Below are 22,651 nucleotides of genomic sequence, written 5' to 3'. Positions count from 1 at the left end.
GTGGGAAGCTGGCTCAGGGAAAGCGGCAGCTGACCTCGGGCTTGTCGTAGCCAAGGCTGTCCATTTCGTTGAAAGGGTGCAGGAAGCCGTCTTGCGGCGACGTGCTGACCAGCGCTCGGGGCTGGACGATGGGAATCGGTTGGCGCAACTGACCGTTCCACGGGCGATAACTGAGCTTGCGCCCCTTGAAACCGTCCAGCGGCAATTGATCGCTGATTTCCAGGGTGCGGATCGCCACGGGATCGACCTGTCGCAGTTTGCTCACCGCACTGGCGATGCTGCGCACGGCGATCCAGGCGGCGAAGTCGCGGTCATTCATCCAGCGCCCGGCCAGGGCTTCGAAGCGTTTCTGCAGTTGGGCGGCGCCGTAGGTTTCCACGGTTTTGTGCCAGCCCACGGGGGTCAGGCCCTGCGTGCCGGCGACCGGCCGTGGGTACCAGGTCTGGTAGGGCACGTATTCACCGAAATCGCCACGTTCGTCCGCCACCAGCACCACATCGTATTCGGCGGTCTGGGTGAACAGCGGCATGTCGGCCTGGGCGCTGCGACGCTTATCGTTGTCGAAGCTCCAGGCTTTTTCCGCCACCAGTGTCAGGCCGAATCGTTTGGCGGCGCGGCGCAGGGCGGCTGCGTAGGCCTGATCGTCCGGGGTCGGGCCGACGATCAGCAGCGCCCGTTGCCATTTGCGTAGCACCAGAAACTGCGCCAGGGCATCGGCGAGCATCGCCCGGCTCGGCAGGCTGTGCAGCACGTTTGGCAGGCAGTCGGTGGTGCGCAGGCTGTCATCCGGGCTGCCGGCGTTGAACAGCAAGCTGTCGGGCAGCACGGCGCTGAGCCGGCGCAGACTCTCCACCGGCGCATTCACCACAAACAGGCGCAGACCCTGTGCATGTTGGGCCTTGGCTGCTTCAATCAGGGCATCCGGGCTGTCGGCATTGGCCGTGACGAGGCTGTAACTCTGGTTGAGAAAACGCCCGGTGCTGTTGCTGTCGGTGATCGCCAGTTCGGCGCCGCGAAGCCCGGCATCGACCGGTTCGGGAATCACGTTGGACAGCAGCGGACCGGGGTCAGGCCGGTAGCCCAGGTAGCCGATCCGCACCTGCAGCGGCGCATCCGCCGCCTGGCTCTGCGTCGCCAGCCCGGCGGCGCAGGCAATCGCCAGCAGGTAGATCAGGGCGTAAGGGGCAAGCTGGCGCATAAAGGCACTCCATTACAGGTAGCGCCAGCATAGGAAGCCTGCGAGGCAGATTGAAATATGCAGAAAGTACCAGTCAGGCAGTACCAAGGTAGTAGCTCGCCCGGAGCGGCGCGGTTTTAGCATGGGTCATCACGGCCATCACACTGGAGGAGATTGACCATGCGTATTCTCAAAGCGCTGCTCCTGCCGTTGTTGTTGATCCTGACCCTGATCGGCGTCGACAAGCTCCACAGCCCCCGCCCGGTGTCATTGCTGGTCTTGCCCGCGACACCGGGGCGCTAACCGTGTCGGCCCTGTGGCGGATCAACCTTTGGGTCTGCGGGTTTTTCGTCCTGGTCACCCTGGCGTGCATGGGGTTGCTGGTGCATCAGGCGTTGGCGGACGTGGAGCGCGAGCTGCAATCCGCCGAGGCGGTGGTCGAGTACCTGAGCGAAACCGCCGAGCGTGATCCCGCCAGCCTCCAGCCCCGACTGACGGGCAGCCTGCGGCATGTGCGGGTGCGCTGGCTGGAGCCCGGCGAAGCGGCACGGCTGCCGGTTCAGGCCGGACTCGATGCGTGGCTCGGGCGGCTGTTGTTCGCCGAAGCCCGGCACAGTGCGCGAGTCCTGGATTTGCACGATGGCCGGCGCGTGCAGATCGCGGTCGATCCTAGGGATGAGATCGACGAAGTCTGGGATTCGCTGCAGCAATTGCTGGGCCTGTGCGGCCTCGCCTTGATCTTGAGCCTGCTCACCATCCGCTGGGCCGTGCGCCGTGGCATGGGCTTGCTCGATGAATTGTTGCGCGCGTTGCAGCAGGTCTCGGGCGGCCAGCTCAAGGTGCGATTGCGCGCGGAAGGTATGCCGGAGGCACGGCAGCTGGCAGCGCATTTCAATCGCATGACCACTGCGCTGGAGCAGTCGCGCGCCGATAATGCCCATCTGACACAGACGTTATTGGCGGTGCAGGAACAGGAGCGCACTCATCTGGCGCAGACCCTGCACGATGATCTCGGCCAGTACCTGGCAGGGATTCGCGCCCAGGCCTGTCTGTTGCGGCTGGTGACGGATCAACCCGTGGTGATGGAACGCACGGTGCGTGAGCTGGAACACAACTGCGAACACCTGCAACAGGGATTTCGGGCACTGGTGCATGACCTCTATCCGGTGGTACTGCAACACCTGCCGTTGGCAGAAGCCTTTGGCCTGCTGGTGGAGCAATGGCAGGGGCGGCACGGCATTGACTGCCAGCTGCGGATCGGCGCGCAGTTGCCGCCCTTGTCCGCGCCGGACAAAACCCAGCTCTATCGCCTGTTGCAGGAAGCGCTGACCAACGTCGCCCGGCATGCGCAGGCCACCCGGGTGCGGGTTCGCCTGCAACATCGAGGCGCGCATCTGCACCTGTTGATTCGCGATAACGGGCGCGGCGCCACACAACCGCAGCGACCCGGCGTCGGTTTGTATTCGATGTACGAACGCGCCCGCAGCGTCGGCGGCGAATTGCGGGTCATCAGCCACCCCGGCGCCGGATGGGCGCTGGCCTTGAGCATGCCTTTGGAGGTGTCATGAATATTCTGCTGGTCGATGACCATGCGGTGGTCCGACAGGGCTACGCGAGTTTGTTGCGGGCGTTGTTGCCGGCAATGGAAGTGCGTGAAGCTGCCACCGGCGAAGACGCGCTGATCCGGGTTCAGGAAGCCGTGCCGAACCTGGTTATCATGGATTTCGGTTTGCCGGGGATCAGCGGGCTGGAAACCACCCGACGTTTGCGTCAACGGCTGCCGCAACTGCGGGTGCTGTTTTTCAGCATGCACGATGAACTGCCCTTGGTGCGCCAGGCGCTGGAGGCGGGTGCCTCGGGTTACTTGACCAAGAGCTCGGCGCCGCAAGTGCTGATCGAGGCGGTGCAGCGGATCCTCGCCGGCCATGCCTACATCGAACAGCCCCTGGCCACCCAACTGGCGTGCCACCCGCAACAGGACGCCAGCGACCCGCGATTGCAGAGCATGACCCAGCGCGAGCTGGAGATTTTCGTGATGCTCGCCAAAGGCACCCCGGCCCGCTTGATTGCCGAACAGTTGAGCATCAGCAGCAAAACCGTCTCCAACCACCTGACCTTGCTCAAGAGCAAATTGCAGGTCACGTCCCATGCCGAACTGGTGCATTTGGGGATTGATATGGGGGTGGTGCGCAAGGCGGGCTGACTCGACAGTGCCGGCAACCCATATCCACTGTGGGAGCGAGCCTGCTCGCGAATACGTCGGCACATTCAACCTCTCAGTTGACTGTTACACCGCTATCGCGAGCAGGCTCACTCCCACAATGGTTTTGTGTGCATACAGTTCATTTGTTCCAGGTCGTCGGGCAACCGCTGCAGCCCTCCATGTTCGCATCCTGAAAATTCGCATAATGCTGCCGCGACCCGCTGAGGTTGGCCTGTTCCAGATTGCTTTCACTTAATTTGGCTTCTTGCAGGTTGGCGTCACTGAGGTTGGCACCTTTGAGGTCAGCCTTGCTCAACCAAGTCATTTCCAGGTCCGCGGCCCGCAGATTGGTGTTGTGCATTCTCGCGCCGGAGAGGCGGGCGAATTGCAGGTAGGCGCCGCTGAGGTTGGCGTCCTGGAATTGCGCGCCTTGGGCAAACATCCCCAGCCCTGGATCGCCATCAACGTTGAACCGGTGAAATCCGCCAGCCGCAGGTTGCTTTGTTGCAGGCTGGCGCGGGTCAGGTTGGCGCCTTGCAGTTGCGCTTTTTCCAGGTTGGCGAGGTCGAGTCGGGCGTGCCGCAGGTCGGCATCGCGCAGGTCGGCGCCGCTGAGGTTCATGTTGCGCAGGTCCTGATTGCTCAGGTTTGCGCCTTTGAGATTGGCGCCGGGGCATTGGCTGTGATCGGCGATGGTGCAGCCGTTGATGATGAGTGGGGAGTCGTCGCCGTTGTCGGCGAAAACCGGAAGGGCGGCAAGCAATAGCAGTAGGGGCAGGTACTTCATGACAGGTCCTCGAAAGGTGGAGGGCAGCTGGATACACAAAAAACAACGGTTATGTGGGTTCCTGTGGCGAGGGAGCTTGCTCCCGCCCGGCTGCGCAGCAATCGTAAATCCAGGCAACTCGGTGTTGCTGAAAAATGAGGGGGCCGCTTCGCAGCCCAGCGGGAGCAAGCTCCCTCGCCACAGAAAAGCTTGTTTAGCACCAGAAAACCCCCTGTGAGCACAGGGGGCAGCGGATTACTTCTGCGCAGTCTTGTTGTCCCAACTCGGAATCTTGAACACCCAGAACGATCCGCCCTGAGCCACCGGCTTGGTCAGCTCGGCCATGTCACCGCCCCACAACGGCACCGCACCGCCGTAACCGACGGTCACGCCGACGTATTGCTCGCCGTCCTGTTCCCAGGTAATCGGCGGCGAGACGATGCCGCTGCCGGTCTGGAACTTCCACAGCTCAGCGCCGGTTTTCGCGTCGAAGGCCTTGAGGAAACCGTCGCCGGTGCCGGTAAACACCAGGTTGCCTTTGGTGGCCAATACGCCGGCCCACAGCGGCAGCGCTTCCTTGTGTTCCCAAATCACTTTGCCGGTGGTGGGGTTCATGGCGCGCAGCGAGCCGACGTGATCGTCGTACATGCGCTTGATGCGGAAACCCATGCCCAGATAGGCCGAGCCCTTCTTGTAGTTGACCTCTTCGGTCCAGTATTCCTCTTTCCACTGGTTGCCCGGAATGTAGAACAGCCCAGTGTCCTGGCTGTACGCCATCGGGTTCCAGTTCTTGCCGCCGAGGAACGGCGGCGACACTTCCACTGACTTGCCCTTGGTCTCGCCCGGCAACGGTTTGGCCGGACGCTGGCCTGGATTTTCCACCGGTTTGCCGGTCTTGAGGTCGATGTGGCTGGCCCAGGTGATGTTGTCGACGAAGGGAAATGCGTTCTGCAATTTGCCGTTGTTGCGATCGACCACGTAGAAGAAACCGTTGCGGTCCGCGTGGCCGGTGGCCTTGATCGTTTTGCCGTCCTTGTCCTTGTAATCGAACAGCACCAGTTCGTTGTTGCCGGAGAAATCCCAGGCATCGTTTGGCGTGTGCTGGTAGAACCATTTCACCTCGCCGGTGCTCGGGTCGACGCCGACCTGGCCAGAAGTGTAGAGGCTGTCATAGTCGTGGGGGTTGCCATCCTTGGCGGTGCGCGCCCAGGTATTCCACGGGCCGGGGTTGCCGGCGCCGACGATGATGGTGTTGGTGTCCGGATCGAAACTGGCGCTCTGCCAAGGGGCACCGCCGCCGTGGCTCCAGGCTTCGACCTTGCCGGTTTCGGTGGTCGGGTCATCCGGCCAGGACGGTGCCTTGACGTCGCCGGTGGTGGTGCTGTCCTTGCCGTTCAGCCGGCCCATGTGGCCTTCGACGAAGGGCCGCATCCAGACCTCTTCACCCGTATCGGGGTCGCGCGCAAACAACTGGCCGACCACGCCGAACTCATCGCCGGAGCTGCCGTGAATCAGCAGCACCTTGCCGGTAGTCTTGTCTTTGATCAGCACCGGGGCGCCGGTCATGGTGTAGCCAGCGGCGTGATCGCCGAACTTCTTGTTCCACACCACCTTGCCGGTGTTCTTGTCCAGGGCGACCAGGCGCGCATCGAGGGTGCCGAAGTAGATCTTGTCGCCAAAGATCGCCGCCCCGCGATTGACCACATCGCAGCACGGACGAATGTTGTCCGGCAGGCGATGGTTGTAGGTCCACAGGCGCTTGCCGGTCTTGGCATCCAGGGCGAATACCCGCGAGTAGGAGCCGGTGACGTAGACCACACCGTCACTGACGATGGCCTGGGATTCCTGGCCGCGCTGCTTCTCATCGCCGAACGAATAGGACCAGGCCGGCGTCAGCTTGAACACGTTCTTGTCGTTGACCTGAGCCAACGGGCTCCAGCGTTGAGCGTTGGTGCCCATGCCGTATTGCAGCACGTCCTTGGTGGTCAGGTGATCGTTGGCAATGTCTTCCCACGTCACGTTGCGGGTGGGCGTGGCCGGAGCGGTTGCGGCGTGACTTGCAGCACTCAGGGACAGGCTGCCCACCAGCAGAAAAGCCTGCACGGCGATAGACAGAGGGGAAAGGGCGGGTAGCGATCTTATTGTCATGGTTGCGGTTCCCAGTGGAGGTTTTGGCCTGCACAGGGTGGTGCGCCCGGCCGGTTGCCGGATACGGAAAAAGTCCCGCTGTGGCCGGGAAGACTTCCCGAACGGCACCTGATTTGGGTGTGCGTCACAAGCCCTACTACCAAGGGACTAGAAGGCGACCACCAAAGCAGCATGGGGATTGCGCGAGGCCGGTACCAATATGGGTGCCATAGCCTCTTCAAAGAGGTTTTGCGTGCAATCTTGAGGGCATAACAATGACAACAAAACGCAACGCCTTGCTCGTTGCCGGACTGCTGGCCGGCTTTATCAGTGCAGGCTCCGTCTGGGCCCACGGCAACGTGGTACCGCAGGCGATCGCCACCCCAGGCCTGACCCCGATCAAAGACGCCGGCGTGCAGGTGGATGCCGACGGTTGGGCGGCGGTGAATCCGTATCGCGCCTCCCCGGAACATGAGAAAGCCGTGGAAATCGGCTCATCGGCCTATAACCAGAATTGCGCCGCCTGTCATGGCCTGGAAGCCAAGTCTGGCGGCATCGCCCCCGATTTGCGCATGCTCGACGTCGGTGAAGCGGGTGATGAATGGTTCGTCGAACGCGTGCGTCACGGCGCTGTGCGGGATGGCCGGGTCTACATGCCGAAAATGGCCGATTACCTGAGCCAGGAAGCTCTGTGGGCGGTGCGCACCTACCTGGACACTGTTCGCGTCGAGGAGTAACCCATGCGCCTGCTCGCTGTGTTGATCAGCGCTGTGTTGCTGTGCTGCCAGGTCGTGCAGGCGCAGGTCCGTACCTATGACGAAATGATCGCTGCCGGGGAGTTGAAAGTGGCGGTCTACAAGGACTTCGCCCCCTACAGTTTTGAAGACGCCGGCCAGCCTCGCGGGGTTGATGTCGAGCTCGCCGGAGCCTTGGCCAAAGCGCTGGGCGTGCGCCTGACGCTGATCTGGGCGCCCGCCGGCGAGAAGCTCGATGACGACCTGCGCGACTACATCTGGCGGGCCAGCCAGTTGCATGATCTGCAACTGGCCGACCTGATGATGCGCGTGCCGTATGACCGCGATTACGCGCAAAAACGCAACGAACTGGGTGAGCTGGAAAACGGCCATGTGGTGATGTTCGGGCCGTACCAGAACGAACAATGGCAGGTCGCCTATGATCGCCGCCGTCTCGACAAGGTAGGCAGCGTCGCCGTGTTCGAACACCATCCGATTGGCGTCGAAGTCGACAGCGTGCCGTCGTTCTACCTGACCTCGGTGTTTAACGGCATGCTCGCGGGCAAAACCCACCACTATCCCGGTGTACCGCAAGCCTTCGCCGCGATGAAGGCCGGTGAAATCGATGCGGTGATGGCCATGCGTGGCGAGATCGACTGGCAAGTTCACCAAGCCAACGATCCACAAGTGGCGCTGGCGCAAAACGCTTACCCGAACATGGGCAAGCAACTCTGGGAGATCGGCATGGCGGTGCATGAAAGCAACCGGCAACTGGCCTATGCCGTGGAAGAGGCGCTGGAGGGCTTGATCCGTGAAGGGGCGGTCAACACCATTTACGGTCATTACGGCCTGCGCTATGACGTGCCCGAGATGTACCAACCGTGAACTGGCGAGCGAGTTGCCTGTTGCTCTGCTGGTTGCCCCTGGCGGCGCACGCTGCCGGTATCGAGCCGGGCAAAGACCCGGTGCCCTCGGTGATGTGGGCCTTCTACCACAAGCAGATGCTCGGCAATGCACCGTTCGTATTCGATGACCGGGTCAAGCTGCTGGCGCCGCCGTTCGCCGAAGATGCCCGGCAAGTGCCATTGGAAATCGACGCCCGGGCGTTCAAAGGCGAGGTGGTGAAAATCCTCGCTTGGGCGGAACTCAATCCGTTGCCGAAAATAGTCGATTTCCAACCGCTGGATCGCGTATTGCCGTGGCTGTCGATCCGCATCCGTATCGAACAAGCCACGCCGTTGCGCGCGGCGGTGCTGACCCGTGACGGCCTCTGGCATGTCGGCTCGACACTGATCGATGCGGCGGGCGGTGGTTGCACTGCGCCCAGCGTCGTGCGCACCGAGCCTGGCTGGGAAGAGCACATCGGCGAAGTACTGGGCGGTCGTTATCCACGCGGTGAGTTCAGCCGGGTGCGCTTGCAAGTGGCGCATCCGATGGACAACGGCATGGTCAGCGGCATCCCTGAATTCTTTATCAACCATGCTGAATTGCGCGACGGAAACGATCAGCTGCTGGCCCGACTGGAGCTGTTTCCCGCCGTCAGCGAGAACCCCAACCTGGCCTTCGACATCGAAGGGGCAGGGCAGACGCGCCTGGTGCTGCGCGACAACAGCGGCAATCAATTCGATGCGGCCATACCCTGACCCCAAGGAGCGCGTGATGCGCTGGATGCTGCTGTTGTTCATGAGCCTGAGCCTGCCGGCCCTGGCGGACCTCGACTATGTGCTCAAGCCCCGGCAAATCGCCGAAGACACCTGGCTGCTCGAAGGCAGCACCGACAATTTCGCCAAGGCTAACGGCGGCAACATCGTCAATACCGCGTTCATCGTCACTGACCGCGGGGTGGTGGTGATCGACACCGGGCCGTCCAGGCGCTACGGCGAAGCGATGCGCAAAGCCATCGCCGCGACCACTGATAAACCGGTGATTGAGGTGTTGCTGACCCATCACCACCCGGACCATGTGCTGGGCAACCAGGCCTTCAGCGACGTGCCAATCGGTGCGTTGGCCGGCACCACCGAGCTGTTGCATCGGCAGGGTGACGCCATGGCCGAAAATATGTATCGACTGGTGGGGACTGGATGCGCGGCACCGAAGTGCTGCTGCCGACCCGGACGCTGGAGCCTGGCGTATTGAATTTTGGGAATCACGATCTGCGCCTACTGAGCCTGGGTGGGCACACCGGTGCGGATCTGGCTATTCTCGACCAGAGAACCGGCGTGCTGTTTGCCGGGGACCTGGTGTTTTATCAAAGGGCGCTGACCACGCCCAACAGTCCGGGGCTGTCGGTGTGGCTGGCGGACATCGCCACGCTACAAGGCCTGCCGTGGACGCTGATCGTGCCCGGCCATGGACCGGTGGCCACGGACACAAAACCGTTCGAGCAAATGCGCGACTACCTCACCTGGCTCGATCAGCTCATGCGCGACGGCGCCGCCAATGGCAGTGACATGAGCGAGATGATCCGCAGCCCCATTCCCGAGCGGTTTGCTGGCATCAGCCTGAGTCGCTATGAGCTGATTCGCAGCGTCAGCCATCTGTATCCGCGCTATGAGCGCGCGCAGATGACCCGAGTCGATTCCACCGCAAACAAATGACCCACACACTTTTTTGTGGGAGCGAGCCTGCTCGCGAAAGCAGTGTGCCGATTGACAATAATGTTGCCTGACACGGCGCCTTCGCGAGCAGGCTCGCTCCCACAGGGGCCGGTGCGACTTACATTACCGGTGTTCATCTGCTCCGACCCGCTACTAAGGAACTAGCAATCTCCACACTGCGGGCAATTGTTGCGAGGGCGGCGGCGCCCAAGAATCTGCACCAGACCGGGAAAATTTCCCGGGTATAACAAAAACCGCAGAGGCAGCCGTCATGACCCAACCCGCACGTCGCCAACCCTTCGTCTTGAGCCTGTTGCTCAGTGCCATGCTGTTGTCCGGCCAGGCATTGGCCGGCGTCACCGACCAGGACATTCTCCAGGACCCCAAGAACCCGGAGCAGATCGTCACCAACGGTCTGGGCGTCCAGGGTCAGCGCTACAGCCCGCTGGACACCCTCAACGTCAGTAACGTGAAGGACTTGCGCCCGGTCTGGGCGTTCTCCTTTGGCGGGGAAAAACAGCGCGGTCAGCAAGCACAGCCGATGATCAAGGACGGCGTGATGTACATGACCGGGTCCTACTCGCGAGTGTTTGCCGTGGATGCACGCACCGGCAAGAAACTCTGGCAATACGATGCGCGCCTGCCCGATGACATCCGTCCTTGCTGTGACGTGATCAACCGCGGCGTCGCGCTGTACGGCGACCTGGTGTTCTTCGGCACCCTCGACGCCAAGCTTGTGGCCCTGAACAAGGACACCGGCAAAGTGGTCTGGAGCAAGAAAGTTGCCGACCACAAGGAAGGTTATTCGATCAGCGCCGCGCCGTTGGTGATCAACGGCAAACTGATCACGGGCGTGGCCGGTGGCGAATTCGGCGTGGTCGGCAAGATCGAAGCCTACGACCCGAAAAACGGCGATCTGCTGTGGACCCGACCTACCGTCGAAGGCCACATGGGTTACACCTACAAGGACGGCAAAGCGGTAGAGAACGGTATCTCCGGCGGTGAAGCCGGCAAGACCTGGCCCGGCGATCTCTGGAAAACCGGCGGCGCGGCGCCTTGGCTCGGCGGTTACTACGACCCGGAAACCAATCTGCTGCTGTTCGGCACCGGCAACCCGGCGCCATGGAACTCGCACCTGCGTCCTGGCGACAACCTCTACTCGTCGTCGCGCCTGGCGCTCAACCCGGACGACGGCACCATCAAATGGCACTTCCAGAGCACGCCGCACGACGGTTGGGACTATGACGGCGTGAACGAGCTGGTGTCGTTCAACTACACCGAAGGCGGCAAAGAAATCAAAGCCGCCGCCACCGCTGACCGTAACGGTTTCTTCTACGTGCTGGACCGCACCAACGGCAAATTCATTCGCGGCTTCCCGTTCGTGGACAAGATCACGTGGGCCACTGGCCTGGATAAAGAGGGCCGGCCGATCTACAACGAAGCCAGCCGCCCTGGCGCACCGGGCACCGAAGCCAAAGGCAGTTCGGTGTTCGTCGCCCCGGCGTTCCTCGGCGCGAAAAACTGGATGCCGATGGCCTACAACAAGGACACCGGACTGTTCTACGTGCCGTCCAACGAGTGGGGCATGGACATCTGGAACGAAGGCATCGCCTACAAGAAAGGCGCGGCGTTCCTCGGTGCAGGCTTCACCATCAAGCCGTTGAACGAAGACTACATCGGTGTGCTGCGTGCCATCGATCCGAAGACCGGCAAGGAAGTCTGGCGCCACAAGAACTTCGCGCCGCTGTGGGGCGGGGTGCTGACCACCAAGGGCAACCTGGTGTTCACCGGTACGCCGGAAGGTTTCCTCCAGGCGTTCAACGCCAAGACCGGCGAGAAAGTCTGGGAATTCCAGACCGGCTCCGGCGTCCTCGGCTCGCCTGTGACCTGGGAAATGGACGGCGAACAATACGTTTCGGTGCTGTCCGGCTGGGGTGGCGCCGTGCCGTTGTGGGGCGGCGAAGTAGCCAAGCGCATCAAGGACTTCAACCAGGGCGGGATGCTCTGGACCTTCAAGCTGCCCAAAGACCTCGTCGCCAAACACTAACCCTGAATCCACCGCATTGATCGTTCTCACGCTCTGCGTGGGAATGCAGTCCGGGACGCTCTGCGTCCCAAGAGCCGAACGCGGAGCGTCCGTTGAGGCATTCCCACGCGGAGCGTAGGAACGATCAAGAACCGAAGCGTTTTCTACGACCAAATAACGAGAGTCCCCCTGCCAACGGCGCATTCGTCTGGCACGCGGGGCTCTCTACTATCGGTTCATCGCCTGTTTGCCCGACAGGCATCGACCCAGACAGAGGCCCACCATGATCTACGCACAACCCGGAACACCCGGCGCCGTCGTTTCCTTCAAAGCGCGCTACGGCAATTTCATCGGCGGCGAGTTCGTTGCCCCGGTCAATGGCGAGTACTTCACCAACACCTCGCCGGTCACCGGTGAAGTCATCGCCGAATTCCCGCGTTCCAACGCCGCCGACATCGAAAAAGCCCTCGACGCTGCCCATGCGGCGGCGGATGCCTGGGGCAAGACCTCGGCCCAGGATCGCTCGTTGGTGCTGCTGAAAATTGCCGACCGTATCGAACAGAACCTGGAAATCCTCGCTGTCACCGAAACCTGGGACAACGGCAAGGCCGTGCGCGAGACCCTGAACGCCGACGTACCGCTGGCCGCCGACCATTTCCGTTATTTTGCCGGCTGCATCCGCGCCCAAGAGGGCGGCGCCGCCGAGATCAATGAGCTGACCACCGCCTATCACTTCCACGAGCCGCTGGGCGTGGTCGGGCAGATCATTCCGTGGAACTTCCCGCTGCTGATGGCCGCCTGGAAACTCGCCCCGGCCCTGGCTGCCGGCAACTGCGTGGTGCTCAAACCCGCCGAACAGACGCCGCTGTCGATCATGGTCTTCGCCGAGCTGATCGCCGACTTGCTGCCCCCCGGCGTTTTGAACATCGTCCAGGGCTTCGGCCGTGAAGCGGGTGAGGCGCTGGCCACCAGCAAGCGCATCGCCAAGATTGCCTTCACCGGTTCCACGCCGATTGGCGCGCACATCATGAAATGCGCGGCCGAGAACATCATTCCAAGCACCGTCGAGCTGGGCGGCAAGTCGCCGAACATCTTCTTCGAAGACATCATGCAAGCCGAGCCGCAGTTCATCGAGAAGGCCGCTGAAGGCCTGGTGCTGGCGTTCTTCAACCAGGGTGAGGTCTGCACCTGTCCGTCCCGGGCCCTGGTGCAGGAGTCGATCTACGACGACTTCATGAAAGTGGTGATGACGAAGATCGTCAAGATCAAGCGCGGCAACCCGCTGGACACCGAAACCATGGTCGGCGCCCAGGCGTCCGAGCAGCAGTACGACAAGATCCTCTCGTACCTGAAAATTGCCCAGGAGGAGGGTGCCGAACTGCTCACCGGCGGCGCGGCCGAGCGTCTGGAGGGCGACTTGTCCAGCGGCTATTACATCCAGCCGACCCTGCTCAAGGGCCACAACAAAATGCGCGTGTTCCAGGAAGAAATCTTTGGCCCGGTGGTGGGTATCACCACCTTCAAGGACGAAGCCGAAGCTCTGGCGATTGCCAACGACAGCGAGTTCGGTCTCGGCGCCGGCCTGTGGACCCGCGACATCAACCGCGCCTATCGCATGGGCCGGGCGATCAAGGCCGGGCGGGTCTGGACCAACTGCTACCACCTGTACCCGGCGCATGCGGCGTTCGGTGGCTACAAGAAGTCCGGTGTCGGCCGTGAAAACCACAAGATGATGCTCGACCATTATCAGCAGACCAAAAACCTGCTGGTGAGCTACGACATCAACCCGATGGGCTTCTTCTGATCCCCTAGGCACACCGTAATCCCCTGTGGGAGCGAGCCTGCTCGCGAAGGCGGCCTGACAGTCAACATCCATGTTGAATGTGCTGGCCTCTTCGCGAGCAGGCTCGCTCCCACATTGGTTTTTGAGTGCTTGACGACCCCCTACCAACGCACGCCGCCACCTCGTTCGAAAGTAGCATTCGGTCGTCTAGCGCCCCGTGCATTAATGGCTTTACCGGAATGTCCCGGCACAAGAAGAGGATTGACCCATGTGGAATAAACCCGCGTTTACCGATCTGCGCATTGGTTTTGAAGTGACGATGTATTTCGCCAACCGTTGATTGTCCACCCGGCCAGCCGTCGCGTTGGCCGGGCCTGCCTTCTGGAGCCTCCCATGCACATCCGCGTTCTCGGTTCCGCCGCTGGTGGCGGTTTTCCGCAATGGAACTGCAACTGCCGCCAATGCGCCGGTATGCGCAATGGCAGCCTGCGGGCGCAACGGCGCACGCAGTCGTCGATTGCCCTGAGCGACAACGGTGTGGAGTGGGTGCTGTGCAATGCGTCACCGGACATTCGCGCGCAGCTTGAAGGTTTCCCGGAACTACAACCGGCCCGTCGCTTGCGCGATACGGCGATCGCCGCAGTCGTCCTGCTGGACAGCCAGATCGACCATTGCACCGGTCTGTTGAGCCTGCGCGAAGGCTGCCCGCATTCGGTCTGGTGCACGGAACGCGTGCATCAAGACCTGAGCAGTGGTTTTCCCTTATTCACCATGCTTGAGCACTGGAACGGCGGGTTGCACTGGCAACCGGTCGGGCTGGACCGTGAACCATTCCGCATCAAAGCCTGCGAACACCTGCAATTTCGCGCGATTCCGCTGGTGAGCAACGCGCCGCCGTACTCGCCCAATCGCGGCCATCCGCAACCGGGCGACACCATCGGTTTGTTTATCGAAGACCGGCGCAGCGGCGCCAGCGTGTTCTACGCCCCGGGCCTTGGGCAAATCGACGACGAAGTGCTGAGCTGGATGCAGCGCGCCGATTGTCTGCTGCTGGACGGCACCCTGTGGCGCGACGACGAGATGCGCGTGTGTGAAGTCGGCCAGAGCCTGGGCAGTGAAATGGGGCATCTACCGCAAAGCGGTGCTGGCGGGATGCTTGAAGTGCTGGAAGGGTTTACCCGTCAACGCAAAGTGCTGATCCACATTAACAACACCAATCCGATCCTCGATGAAGACTCGGCTGAGCGCGCGTTGCTGACGCGGCGGGGGATTGAGGTGGCTTTTGATGGCATGAGTATTGAGCTGTAGCTCATGGCCTCTTCGCGGGCGAGCCTCGCTCCTGCAAGTTTTGTGTCGTGCGCCACTTCTGCAGTCGGCGAAACCTTGTAGGAGCGAGGCTTGCCCGCGAAGGTGTCAGCCGTAACACCGAGAAATCCGGAGAACCGCAATGACTGACCAACCCATGTCCCCCGCCGAGTTCGAGCAAGCCCTGCGCGCCAAAGGCGCCTATTACCACATCCACCACCCGTTCCACCAAGCCATGTACGCCGGCCGTGCTACCCGCGAGCAGATTCAGGGCTGGGTCGCCAATCGCTTCTACTACCAGGTGAACATCCCGCTCAAGGATGCCGCGATCCTCGCCAACTGCCCGGACCGCGACGTGCGCCGTGAATGGCTGCAACGCATCCTCGACCACGATGGCGTCCCCGGCAGCGAAGGCGGGATCGAAGCCTGGCTGCGTCTGGGTGAAGCGGTGGGGTTGGACCGTGAGCAAATCCTTTCTCAGGAATTGGTGCTGCCTGGCGTGCGCTTCGCGGTGGACGCCTACGTCAATTTCGCCCGTCGCGCCTGTTGGCAGGAAGCGGCCAGCAGTTCGCTCACCGAACTGTTCGCGCCGCAGATCCATCAGTCCCGACTCGACGCCTGGCCCACCCATTACCCGTGGATCGACCCGGCCGGTTACGACTATTTCCGCACGCGCCTGAGCCAGGCACGGCGCGATGTCGAGCATGGTTTGCGCATCACCCTGGGGCACTACGTCACGGTCAAAGGCCAGCAACGCATGTTGGAGATTCTGCAGTTCAAGCTCGACGTGCTGTGGAGCATGCTCGACGCGATGAGCATGGCCTATGAGCTGGGTCGGCCGCCGTATCACACCGTCTCCAAGCAGAATGTCTGGCACCGGGGGATCGCCCTGTGAACCTGATCGAACAGCCACCCGGTCCGCCCTTGTGGTTATTGGCCGAGCTGACCTACCGCTGCCCGTTGCAGTGCCCGTATTGCTCCAACCCGCTGGATTTCGCCCAGCAAGGCGAGGAATTGAGTACCGAAGAATGGATTCGGGTGTTCCGCGAAGCCCGGGAGATGGGCGCGGCGCAACTGGGTTTTTCTGGCGGTGAACCGTTGGTGCGACAGGACCTGGCCGAGCTGATCAAAGCGGCGCGGGACATGGGCTATTACACCAACCTCATCACCTCGGGCATCGGCCTGACCGAGCAGAAAGTCCGCGACTTCAAGGTCGCCGGGCTGGACCACATCCAGATCAGCTTTCAGGCCGCCGACGAGCAGGTCAACAACATGCTCGCCGGCTCGCGCAAGGCCTTCGCCCAGAAGCTCGCCATGGCCCGAGCAGTCAAGGCCCAGGGTTACCCGATGGTGCTGAATTTCGTCACCCACCGGCACAACATCGACCAGATCGCGCAGATCATCGACCTGTGCCTGGAACTGGAAGCGGACTTCGTCGAGCTGGCCACCTGTCAGTTCTACGGCTGGGCCGAACTCAACCGCGTCGGCCTGTTGCCAACCCGCGAGCAATTGCAGCGTGCCGAGCGCATCACCAACGAATACCGCGAGCGACTCGAGGCCCAAGGGCATCCCTGCAAGCTGATCTTCGTCACCCCGGACTACTACGAAGAGCGCCCCAAGACCTGCATGAACGGCTGGGCCAACCTGTTTCTCGACATCACCCCGGACGGCACGGCACTGCCTTGTCACAGCGCCCGCCAGTTACCGGTGGAGTTTCCCAACGTGCGCGAGCATAGCGTCTCGCACATCTGGACCGAATCCTTCGGCTTCAATCGCTTTCGTGGCGATGACTGGATGAAAGAGCCGTGCCGCTCCTGCGATGAGAAGCACAAGGATTTGGGTGGGTGTCGCTGCCAGGCGTTCATGCTGACCGGTGATGCCGAAAACGCTGACCCGGTGTGCAGCAAGTCGGCGCACCACGGGGTGATCCTCAAGGCCCGCGACGAAGCGGACGCGCCGGGGCAGGGCATGGAGCACCTTACGTTGCGTAACGAGAAAGCATCGCGGCTGATCTATCGCGGATAAACCAAGGACGACACAAATTCCCTGTAGGCGTGAGCCTGCTCGCGACGAGGCCTGCACATTCAACATCTACATTGCCTGACCCACCGCTTTCGCGAGCAGGCTCGCTCTCACAGGGGATTTGCGGTGAATACAATATCGGCCTGCTTGCTACCCATTGGTCTGATTGCATTCGCGTCGGGATGGGTTAGTGTGGTTCTACCTTCAAAACAATAAAAACAGGCTTTCCAATGAGCCAGAGTCTCAGCCAGCTGCGTAAATTCGTTTCGCCTGAAATCATCTTCGGTGCCGGTTGCCGGCATAACGTCGGCAACTGCGCCAAAACCTTTGGTGCGCGCAAGGTGCTGGTGGTCAGCGACCCCGGTGTGATTGCCGCCGGTTGGGTGGCCGATGTCGAAGCCAGCCTGCAAGCCCAGGGCATCGACTACTTTCTCTATAGCGACGTGTCACCCAACCCGCGGGTCGAGGAAGTCATGCTCGGCGCCGAGTTGTACAAGGAAAACCACTGCGATGTGATCGTCGCGGTCGGCGGTGGCAGCCCGATGGATTGCGGCAAAGGCATCGGCATCGTCGTCGCCCACGGGCGCAACATCCTTGAATTCGAAGGCGTCGACACCATTCGTGTGCCCAGCCCGCCGTTGATCCTGATTCCGACCACCGCCGGCACCTCGGCCGATGTCTCGCAGTTCGTGATCATTTCCAACCAGCAAGAACGCATGAAGTTCTCCATCGTCAGCAAGGCCGTGGTGCCGGACGTGTCGCTGATCGACCCGGAAACCACCCTGAGCATGGACCCGTTCCTGTCGGCCTGTACCGGCATCGATGCGCTGGTGCATGCCATCGAAGCGTTCGTCTCCACCGGCCACGGGCCACTCACCGACCCGCACGCGCTGGAAGCGATGCGCCTGATCAACGGTAACCTGGTGCAGATGATCGCCAACCCGGGCGACATCGCCCTGCGCGAAAAAATCATGCTGGGCAGCATGCAGGCCGGCCTGGCGTTCTCCAACGCGATTCTGGGCGCGGTGCACGCGATGTCCCACAGCCTCGGCGGCTTCCTCGATTTGCCCCACGGCTTGTGTAACGCGGTATTGGTGGAACACGTGGTGGCGTTCAACTACAGCTCGGCGCCGGATCGCTTCAAGGTGATCGCCGAGACCCTCGGCATCGATTGCCGTGGGCTCAATCACCGGCAGATCAGCGGACGGCTGGTCGAGCACCTGATCGCCCTGAAACACGCGATCGGCTTCCATGAAACCCTGGGGTTGCACGGGGTCAGCACCGCGGACATTCCGTTCCTGTCGCAACACGCCATGCACGACCCCTGCATCCTCACCAACCCGCGCGAATCCAGTCAGCGTGATGTCGAGGTCGTCTATGGCGAAGCCCTCTGACGAGCAGCAACGCGCGCTCGCCGGGCTACTGGGATTAGGCAGCCACTCGGCGCGCAAGAGCCATTACCCGGAACTCGCCGCACGGCTGGACGAGTTGGAAGCCGAGCGCAACCGCTACAAGTGGCTGTTCGAAAACGCCGTGCACGGGATCTTCCAGGCCAGCCTGCTGCAAGGCATGCGCGCCGCCAACCCGGCGCTGGCACGAATGCTCGGCTATCAGGACCCGCAAGAAGTGTTGTTTTCGCTCGCGGACCTGGCGAGCAACCTGTTTGTCGGCGGTGCCCGGGAGCTGGAGAACATCGGCGAAATCCTCCGCCACCAAGGCAGCCTGCACGGTTATGAAACCCAATTGCGGCGCAAGGACGGCAGCAGCCTCGACGTGTTGATGAACCTGTTGCTCAAACCCGATCAGGAAGGGCTGGTAGAGGGCTTTGTCGCCGACATCACCGAACGCAAAATCGCCCAGCAGCGCCTGCAACAACTCAATGACGAATTGGAGCAGCGGGTGACCGCGCGCACCGACGAACTGCTCGAAGCCAATTGCAACCTGCAACAGCAGATCACCCAGCGTAAACAGATCGCAGAAGCGTTGCGCGACGCCCGGGACGCCGCCGAAGCCGCCAACCGCAGCAAGGACAAATACCTCGCGGCCGCCAGCCACGACCTGCTGCAACCGCTCAACGCCGCCCGTTTGCTGATCTCGACGTTACGCGAGCGCAAATTGCCGGATGTCGAGCAGGTGCTGGTGGAGCGCACGCACCAGGCCCTGGAAGGCGCTGAAGATTTGCTCACCGATTTGCTCGATATTTCCCGGCTCGATCAGGCCGCCGTCAAGCCGGACGTCGCGTTGTACCGCCTCGACGAATTGCTCGCGCCGCTGGTCTCGGAGTTCCAGTCGGTGGCCGAGGCCGCCGGGTTGAACCTGCGGGTGCACATGGGCGACTACGCCATTCACACCGACTTGCGCTTGATGACCCGAATCCTGCGCAACTTTCTCAGCAACGCCTGCCGATATACCGATGAGGGCTGCATTCTGCTGGGGGCCAGACGGCGCGGCAACATGCTGCGCCTGGAAGTGTGGGACACCGGGCGCGGGATCGCGGCGGACCGGCTGGACTCGATCTTCCTCGAATTCAATCAACTGGACGTCGGGCGCGCCGCTGACCGTAAGGGCGTGGGGCTCGGACTGGCGATTGTCGAGCGTATCGCCAAGATCCTCGGCTATAAAATCGGCGTACATTCGCGCCCGGGACGCGGTTCGATGTTCAGCATTGACGTGCCGATTTCCCATGAGATTCCGCTACCGATCAGTCTGGCCGCGCCGCAGCCGGGTACGGGTAACCCGTTGCCGGGCCGGCGCCTGCTGGTGCTGGACAACGAAGTGAGCATTCTGGAGAGCATGAGCGCGTTGCTCGGGCAGTGGGGCTGTGAGGTGGTCATTGCCACGGATGAGCACTCAGCGCTGGCGGCCTTGCAGGGGCGGGCGCCGGAACTGATCCTGGCGGACTACCACCTCGATCACGGGGTGGTGGGCTGTGATGTGGTGCGGCACTTGCGCGAGCATTTCAACCGGACGATTCCAGCGGTGATCATCACCGCCGACCGCACCGACCAATGTCGGCGCTCGTTGCAGCGACTCGACGCGCCGCTGCTGAACAAGCCGGTGAAACCCGGCAAGTTGCGTGCAGTGCTCAGTCAGATGTTGGGCTGATCAAGCCGGCGATAGTGCAGGCTGAAACCCAGTTCGGTGGATTGACCTTGCTCCAGCAGACGCAGCCCCGGCCGACCCGGCAAGTGGTGGGCGTTGACCGGATGGCTGACCGGTTCGATGCAGAAAAAACCCAGGCCCACCGGGCAGTAGAGCAGGTAGTTATCGCTGCCGGTGGCCTGGCATTCCAGTTCATAACCGAGCTCGGGTTGCTGGATCAGGCAATGACCGTCCCATTCGCAGAAACCGTTGTCGACCAGCGTGTCCGGCAGGGTTTTGAGCTGATGAAAGTCCCACTCGTCGGGCACGTCCATCCGTTCGGTCGGCAGTTTCGATTGATCGCATAACCAGACTTTTTCCGCTTGAGCCTGTAGTCGCGTGCCGGCGGTGCGCGGAAAGTACGGGTGCAGGCCTAGCCCATGCCACGCGGGGTGTTTGGCCAAGTGGGTGACGTGCAGATCGATACTCAATCGGCCCTCTTTCAGATGAAACCGCTGCCGGGCGCGATAGGCGAAGGGGGCAATGCTGTTGAGTTGCAGGACGACTTCGTCATGGGTCTGCGACATCACCTGCCACGGTTGTTGCCAGGCGCTGCCGTGAATCGGTAACGGATCGGTGAGGCTGTTGGGCGTCAAGGCGAGCCAGCCTTCGGGGCAGTCAAAACCTCCTTCGGCGATGCGGTTAGACCAGGGGATCAGGGGATAGCAGCCCAGTTTGCCCGGCAGGCCGGTGTTCAGCGCATGGGCGTCGTTGTGACGCAGCAGCGGTTGCCCGGTACTGCGAACGGTCCAGTTGACAACGCTGCCGCCGAGTCCGGGGGCGAGGGTGAGGTGGGTGAGTTCGTCTTTGAGTTCGAGAATTTCTGGCGTCATGTAGACCCGCGATATTCAGGTTTTTCGGTAATGGGTGAACAGGCTGTTTGTAGGCGCCAGGCTTGCCGGCGAAGGCCCACTCATGGACGCTTTCGCCGGCAAGCCTGGCTCCTGCAGAAAAGGTTTTACAACACCAAATGTGGCAACCACAGCGACAGCGCCGGAATGTAGGTCACGGCCAAAAGCACCAGGAACAGCACGGCATAGAACGGCAGCAGCGCCTTCACGGTTTTTTCGATACTGACTTTGCCCACGGCCGACCCCACAAACAATACCGCGCCCACCGGCGGCGTGATCAATCCGATCCCCAGGTTCACCAGCATGATCATGCCGAACTGCACCGGGTCAACGCCAATGCCCAGAATCACCGGCATCAGGATCGGCGTCAGGATCAGGATCAGCGGCGCCATGTCCATCACGGTGCCGAGCAACAGCAGCATGACGTTGATGCACATCAGAATCACGTAACGGTTGTCCGACAGGGTCAGGAACATCGTGGTGATCTTCGACGGAATCTGCATCAGCGTCATGATGTAGCCGAAGCTCGCCGCGAAGCCGATCAGGATCATCACGATCGAAATCGTCCGCACTGTGCGGTGCATCAGCTTCGGCAGTTCACTCCACTTGTAGTCGCGGTAGATGAACATGGTCACGAAGAACGACCACAGCACCGCAATCGCCGCCGATTCGGTGGCGGTGAAAATACCCGAGAGAATCCCGCCGAGGATGATGACCATCGCCATCAGGCCCCACATGGCTTCGCCGCAGATTTTCAGCGCCTGCTTCAAGGGGATGACTTCGCCCTTGGGGTAGTTGCGCTTTTTCGCGAAGATCAGGCACAGCACCATCAGGCACGCGCTCATCAGCAGCCCGGGGACGACGCCGGCCATGAACAGCGACGCAATCGACACCGTGCCGCCAGCGGCCAGTGAGTAGAGCACCGAGTTGTGGCTGGGCGGGGTCAGTAGCGCTTGCACCGAGCCGCTGACCGTGACGGCCGTGGCAAACTCCCGCGGGTAGCCGCGGCGTTCCATCTCAGGAATCAGCACCGAGCCGACCGAGGCGGTGTCCGCCACCGAAGAGCCGGAGATTGCGCCGAAGAAGGTCGACGCCATGATGTTGACCAGCGACAAGCCGCCACGGACAAACCCGACCAGCACACCGGCAAAGGCCACCAGCCTGCGGGACATGCCGCCCTCAGCCATGATCGCGCCGGCCAGTACGAAGAACGGAATCGCCAGCAACGAGAATTTGTTCACGCCGCCGGCGACCTGAATCATCAGCGCCTGGAACGGGATGTCGATCCACCACGCACCGATCAGGGCGGAAAGCCCCAGTGCGTAAGCGACCGGCATGCCGATCAGGATCAGTGCAATAAAACTGCCCAACAGAATCAACGCGTCCATTCAGGCAGCCCCTTCGCTTTCTTCAACCAGGTCGAAACGCACGACCCGACGGTTGCTCTGGTCACCGAGCAAGAGTTTTTCCAGGACAAAGATCAGCGTCAGCAAGCCGCCAATCGGGATCGGCATGTAGGTGATGCCCACACGCAACGTCGGCATGGCGCTCATGAACTGGTTCCAGGTCGACAGGCAGAGCTTGGTGCCCCAGATAGTCATGAACAGGCAAATAGTCGCCATCAGCAGTTGCGAGACAATCGCCATCGCATTGCGCACTCCGGGGGGCATGCGGTCGGTGAGCATGGCCACGGCCATGTGCGCGCCGGCGCGGTAGCTGGCAGCGGCGCCGATGAAGGTGAAGACCATCATCAGCAAGATGGCAGTGGGCTCCGGCCAGCTTGAGCCGGTGCCGAGGACGTAACGGGCAAAGACGCCCCAGGGAATGATCAGGGAAATGGTCAGGACCGACAGACCGGCTACCCAGATGCAGGTCATGTAAATTTTGTCGTTGATGCGTAGCAGTAGATTCTTCATCGGG

The 22,651-nt window shown here is 61.8% G+C and carries 19 protein-coding genes and 2 pseudogenes; 15 read left to right on the top strand and 6 right to left on the bottom strand.

Annotated features, from left to right (window positions below):
* Positions 1–13: 13 nt before the first annotated feature.
* Complete coding sequence (locus HP062_RS07555) at positions 14–1,198, bottom strand: ABC transporter substrate-binding protein (RefSeq protein WP_172791173.1); 1,185 nt, start codon at positions 1,196–1,198, stop codon at positions 14–16.
* Between the two features lie 159 nt (positions 1,199–1,357).
* Here HP062_RS07555 and HP062_RS31005 point away from each other — a divergent pair, with 159 nt between their 5' ends.
* The 3 genes from HP062_RS31005 to HP062_RS07545 are packed head-to-tail and all read left to right on the top strand — an operon-like array spanning position 1,358 to position 3,380.
* The gene (locus HP062_RS31005) at positions 1,358–1,480 is read left to right on the top strand and encodes a hypothetical protein (RefSeq protein WP_255311831.1); all 123 of its coding nucleotides are present in this window, start codon (positions 1,358–1,360) and stop codon (positions 1,478–1,480) included.
* Positions 1,481–1,482: 2 nt separating this feature from the next.
* Complete coding sequence (locus tag HP062_RS07550; protein WP_145310577.1) at positions 1,483–2,745, top strand: histidine kinase; 1,263 nt, start codon at positions 1,483–1,485, stop codon at positions 2,743–2,745.
* A complete protein-coding gene (locus HP062_RS07545; protein WP_010455143.1) occupies positions 2,742–3,380 on the top strand; it encodes a response regulator transcription factor in 639 nt (212 codons plus the stop codon). Before HP062_RS07550 ends, HP062_RS07545 begins: the two co-directional genes overlap by 4 nt.
* A 139-nt stretch (positions 3,381–3,519) precedes the next feature.
* On the opposite strand, the pseudogene HP062_RS07540 reads toward HP062_RS07545, so the two are convergent.
* Positions 3,520–4,166, bottom strand: a pseudogene (locus HP062_RS07540) (pentapeptide repeat-containing protein).
* Positions 4,167–4,400: 234 nt separating this feature from the next.
* Positions 4,401–6,293 (bottom strand): quinoprotein ethanol dehydrogenase, encoded by a 1,893-nt coding sequence (gene exaA, locus HP062_RS07535; RefSeq protein ID WP_083376516.1) that lies wholly within the window; start codon positions 6,291–6,293, stop codon positions 4,401–4,403.
* A gap of 254 nt (positions 6,294–6,547) precedes the next feature.
* On the opposite strand from exaA, the gene pedF reads away from it, so the two are divergent.
* The 12 genes and pseudogenes from pedF to HP062_RS07475 all read left to right on the top strand — a co-directional run bounded on the left by pedF (position 6,548) and on the right by HP062_RS07475 (position 19,844).
* A complete protein-coding gene (pedF, locus tag HP062_RS07530; protein ID WP_010455137.1) occupies positions 6,548–7,009 on the top strand; it encodes a cytochrome c-550 PedF in 462 nt (153 codons plus the stop codon).
* 3 nt (positions 7,010–7,012) lie between these two features.
* Entirely contained in the window at positions 7,013–7,891 is an 879-nt protein-coding gene (locus tag HP062_RS07525) for an ABC transporter substrate-binding protein (protein ID WP_172791172.1), read from the top strand.
* On the top strand, positions 7,888–8,649 hold the full coding sequence (locus HP062_RS07520; RefSeq protein ID WP_010455133.1) for a quinoprotein dehydrogenase-associated SoxYZ-like carrier: 762 nt from the start codon (positions 7,888–7,890) through the stop codon (positions 8,647–8,649). Before HP062_RS07525 ends, HP062_RS07520 begins: the two co-directional genes overlap by 4 nt.
* Before the next feature lie 16 nt (positions 8,650–8,665).
* Positions 8,666–9,603, top strand: a pseudogene (locus tag HP062_RS07515) (quinoprotein relay system zinc metallohydrolase 1).
* Between the two features lie 271 nt (positions 9,604–9,874).
* Positions 9,875–11,650: a PQQ-dependent methanol/ethanol family dehydrogenase gene (locus tag HP062_RS07510; RefSeq protein ID WP_102594346.1), complete on the top strand. Its 1,776-nt coding sequence runs from the start codon at positions 9,875–9,877 to the stop codon at positions 11,648–11,650.
* Between the two features lie 262 nt (positions 11,651–11,912).
* On the top strand, positions 11,913–13,433 hold the full coding sequence (locus HP062_RS07505; RefSeq protein ID WP_077749287.1) for an aldehyde dehydrogenase family protein: 1,521 nt from the start codon (positions 11,913–11,915) through the stop codon (positions 13,431–13,433).
* 247 nt (positions 13,434–13,680) lie between these two features.
* A complete protein-coding gene (gene pqqA, locus HP062_RS07500; protein ID WP_010455123.1) occupies positions 13,681–13,752 on the top strand; it encodes a pyrroloquinoline quinone precursor peptide PqqA in 72 nt (23 codons plus the stop codon).
* Between the two features lie 53 nt (positions 13,753–13,805).
* Positions 13,806–14,720, top strand: a complete 915-nt coding sequence (gene pqqB / locus HP062_RS07495; protein ID WP_172791171.1) for a pyrroloquinoline quinone biosynthesis protein PqqB — start codon at positions 13,806–13,808, stop codon at positions 14,718–14,720.
* A 139-nt stretch (positions 14,721–14,859) separates the two neighbouring features.
* The gene (gene pqqC / locus HP062_RS07490; protein WP_172791170.1) at positions 14,860–15,612 is read left to right on the top strand and encodes a pyrroloquinoline-quinone synthase PqqC; all 753 of its coding nucleotides are present in this window, start codon (positions 14,860–14,862) and stop codon (positions 15,610–15,612) included.
* Positions 15,609–16,742, top strand: a complete 1,134-nt coding sequence (gene pqqE / locus HP062_RS07485; RefSeq protein ID WP_010455116.1) for a pyrroloquinoline quinone biosynthesis protein PqqE — start codon at positions 15,609–15,611, stop codon at positions 16,740–16,742. The genes pqqC and pqqE overlap by 4 nt, the downstream gene beginning before the upstream one ends.
* 227 nt (positions 16,743–16,969) lie before the next feature.
* Positions 16,970–18,133 (top strand): alcohol dehydrogenase-like regulatory protein ErcA, encoded by a 1,164-nt coding sequence (gene ercA, locus HP062_RS07480; protein ID WP_010455114.1) that lies wholly within the window; start codon positions 16,970–16,972, stop codon positions 18,131–18,133.
* On the top strand, positions 18,117–19,844 hold the full coding sequence (locus tag HP062_RS07475; protein ID WP_172791169.1) for a NahK/ErcS family hybrid sensor histidine kinase/response regulator: 1,728 nt from the start codon (positions 18,117–18,119) through the stop codon (positions 19,842–19,844). Before ercA ends, HP062_RS07475 begins: the two co-directional genes overlap by 17 nt.
* On the opposite strand, the gene HP062_RS07470 is transcribed toward HP062_RS07475, so the two are convergent.
* The 3 genes from HP062_RS07470 to HP062_RS07460 all read right to left on the bottom strand — a co-directional run bounded on the left by HP062_RS07470 (position 19,829) and on the right by HP062_RS07460 (position 22,647).
* Complete coding sequence (locus tag HP062_RS07470; RefSeq protein WP_172791168.1) at positions 19,829–20,713, bottom strand: aldose 1-epimerase; 885 nt, start codon at positions 20,711–20,713, stop codon at positions 19,829–19,831. The genes HP062_RS07475 and HP062_RS07470 overlap by 16 nt on opposite strands.
* A 125-nt stretch (positions 20,714–20,838) precedes the next feature.
* Positions 20,839–22,119: a TRAP transporter large permease gene (locus HP062_RS07465; RefSeq protein ID WP_154501119.1), complete on the bottom strand. Its 1,281-nt coding sequence runs from the start codon at positions 22,117–22,119 to the stop codon at positions 20,839–20,841.
* Positions 22,120–22,647: a TRAP transporter small permease gene (locus HP062_RS07460; RefSeq protein WP_010455106.1), complete on the bottom strand. Its 528-nt coding sequence runs from the start codon at positions 22,645–22,647 to the stop codon at positions 22,120–22,122. It lies immediately after the preceding gene.
* Positions 22,648–22,651 lie beyond the last annotated feature (4 nt).

The sequence above is a fragment of the Pseudomonas sp. B14-6 genome, from assembly GCF_013260315.1.
GTDB lineage: Bacteria > Pseudomonadota > Gammaproteobacteria > Pseudomonadales > Pseudomonadaceae > Aquipseudomonas > Aquipseudomonas mandelii.
Note: the sequence above shows the minus strand (reverse complement) of the source record. Positions and strands in the feature narration are given on the sequence as shown.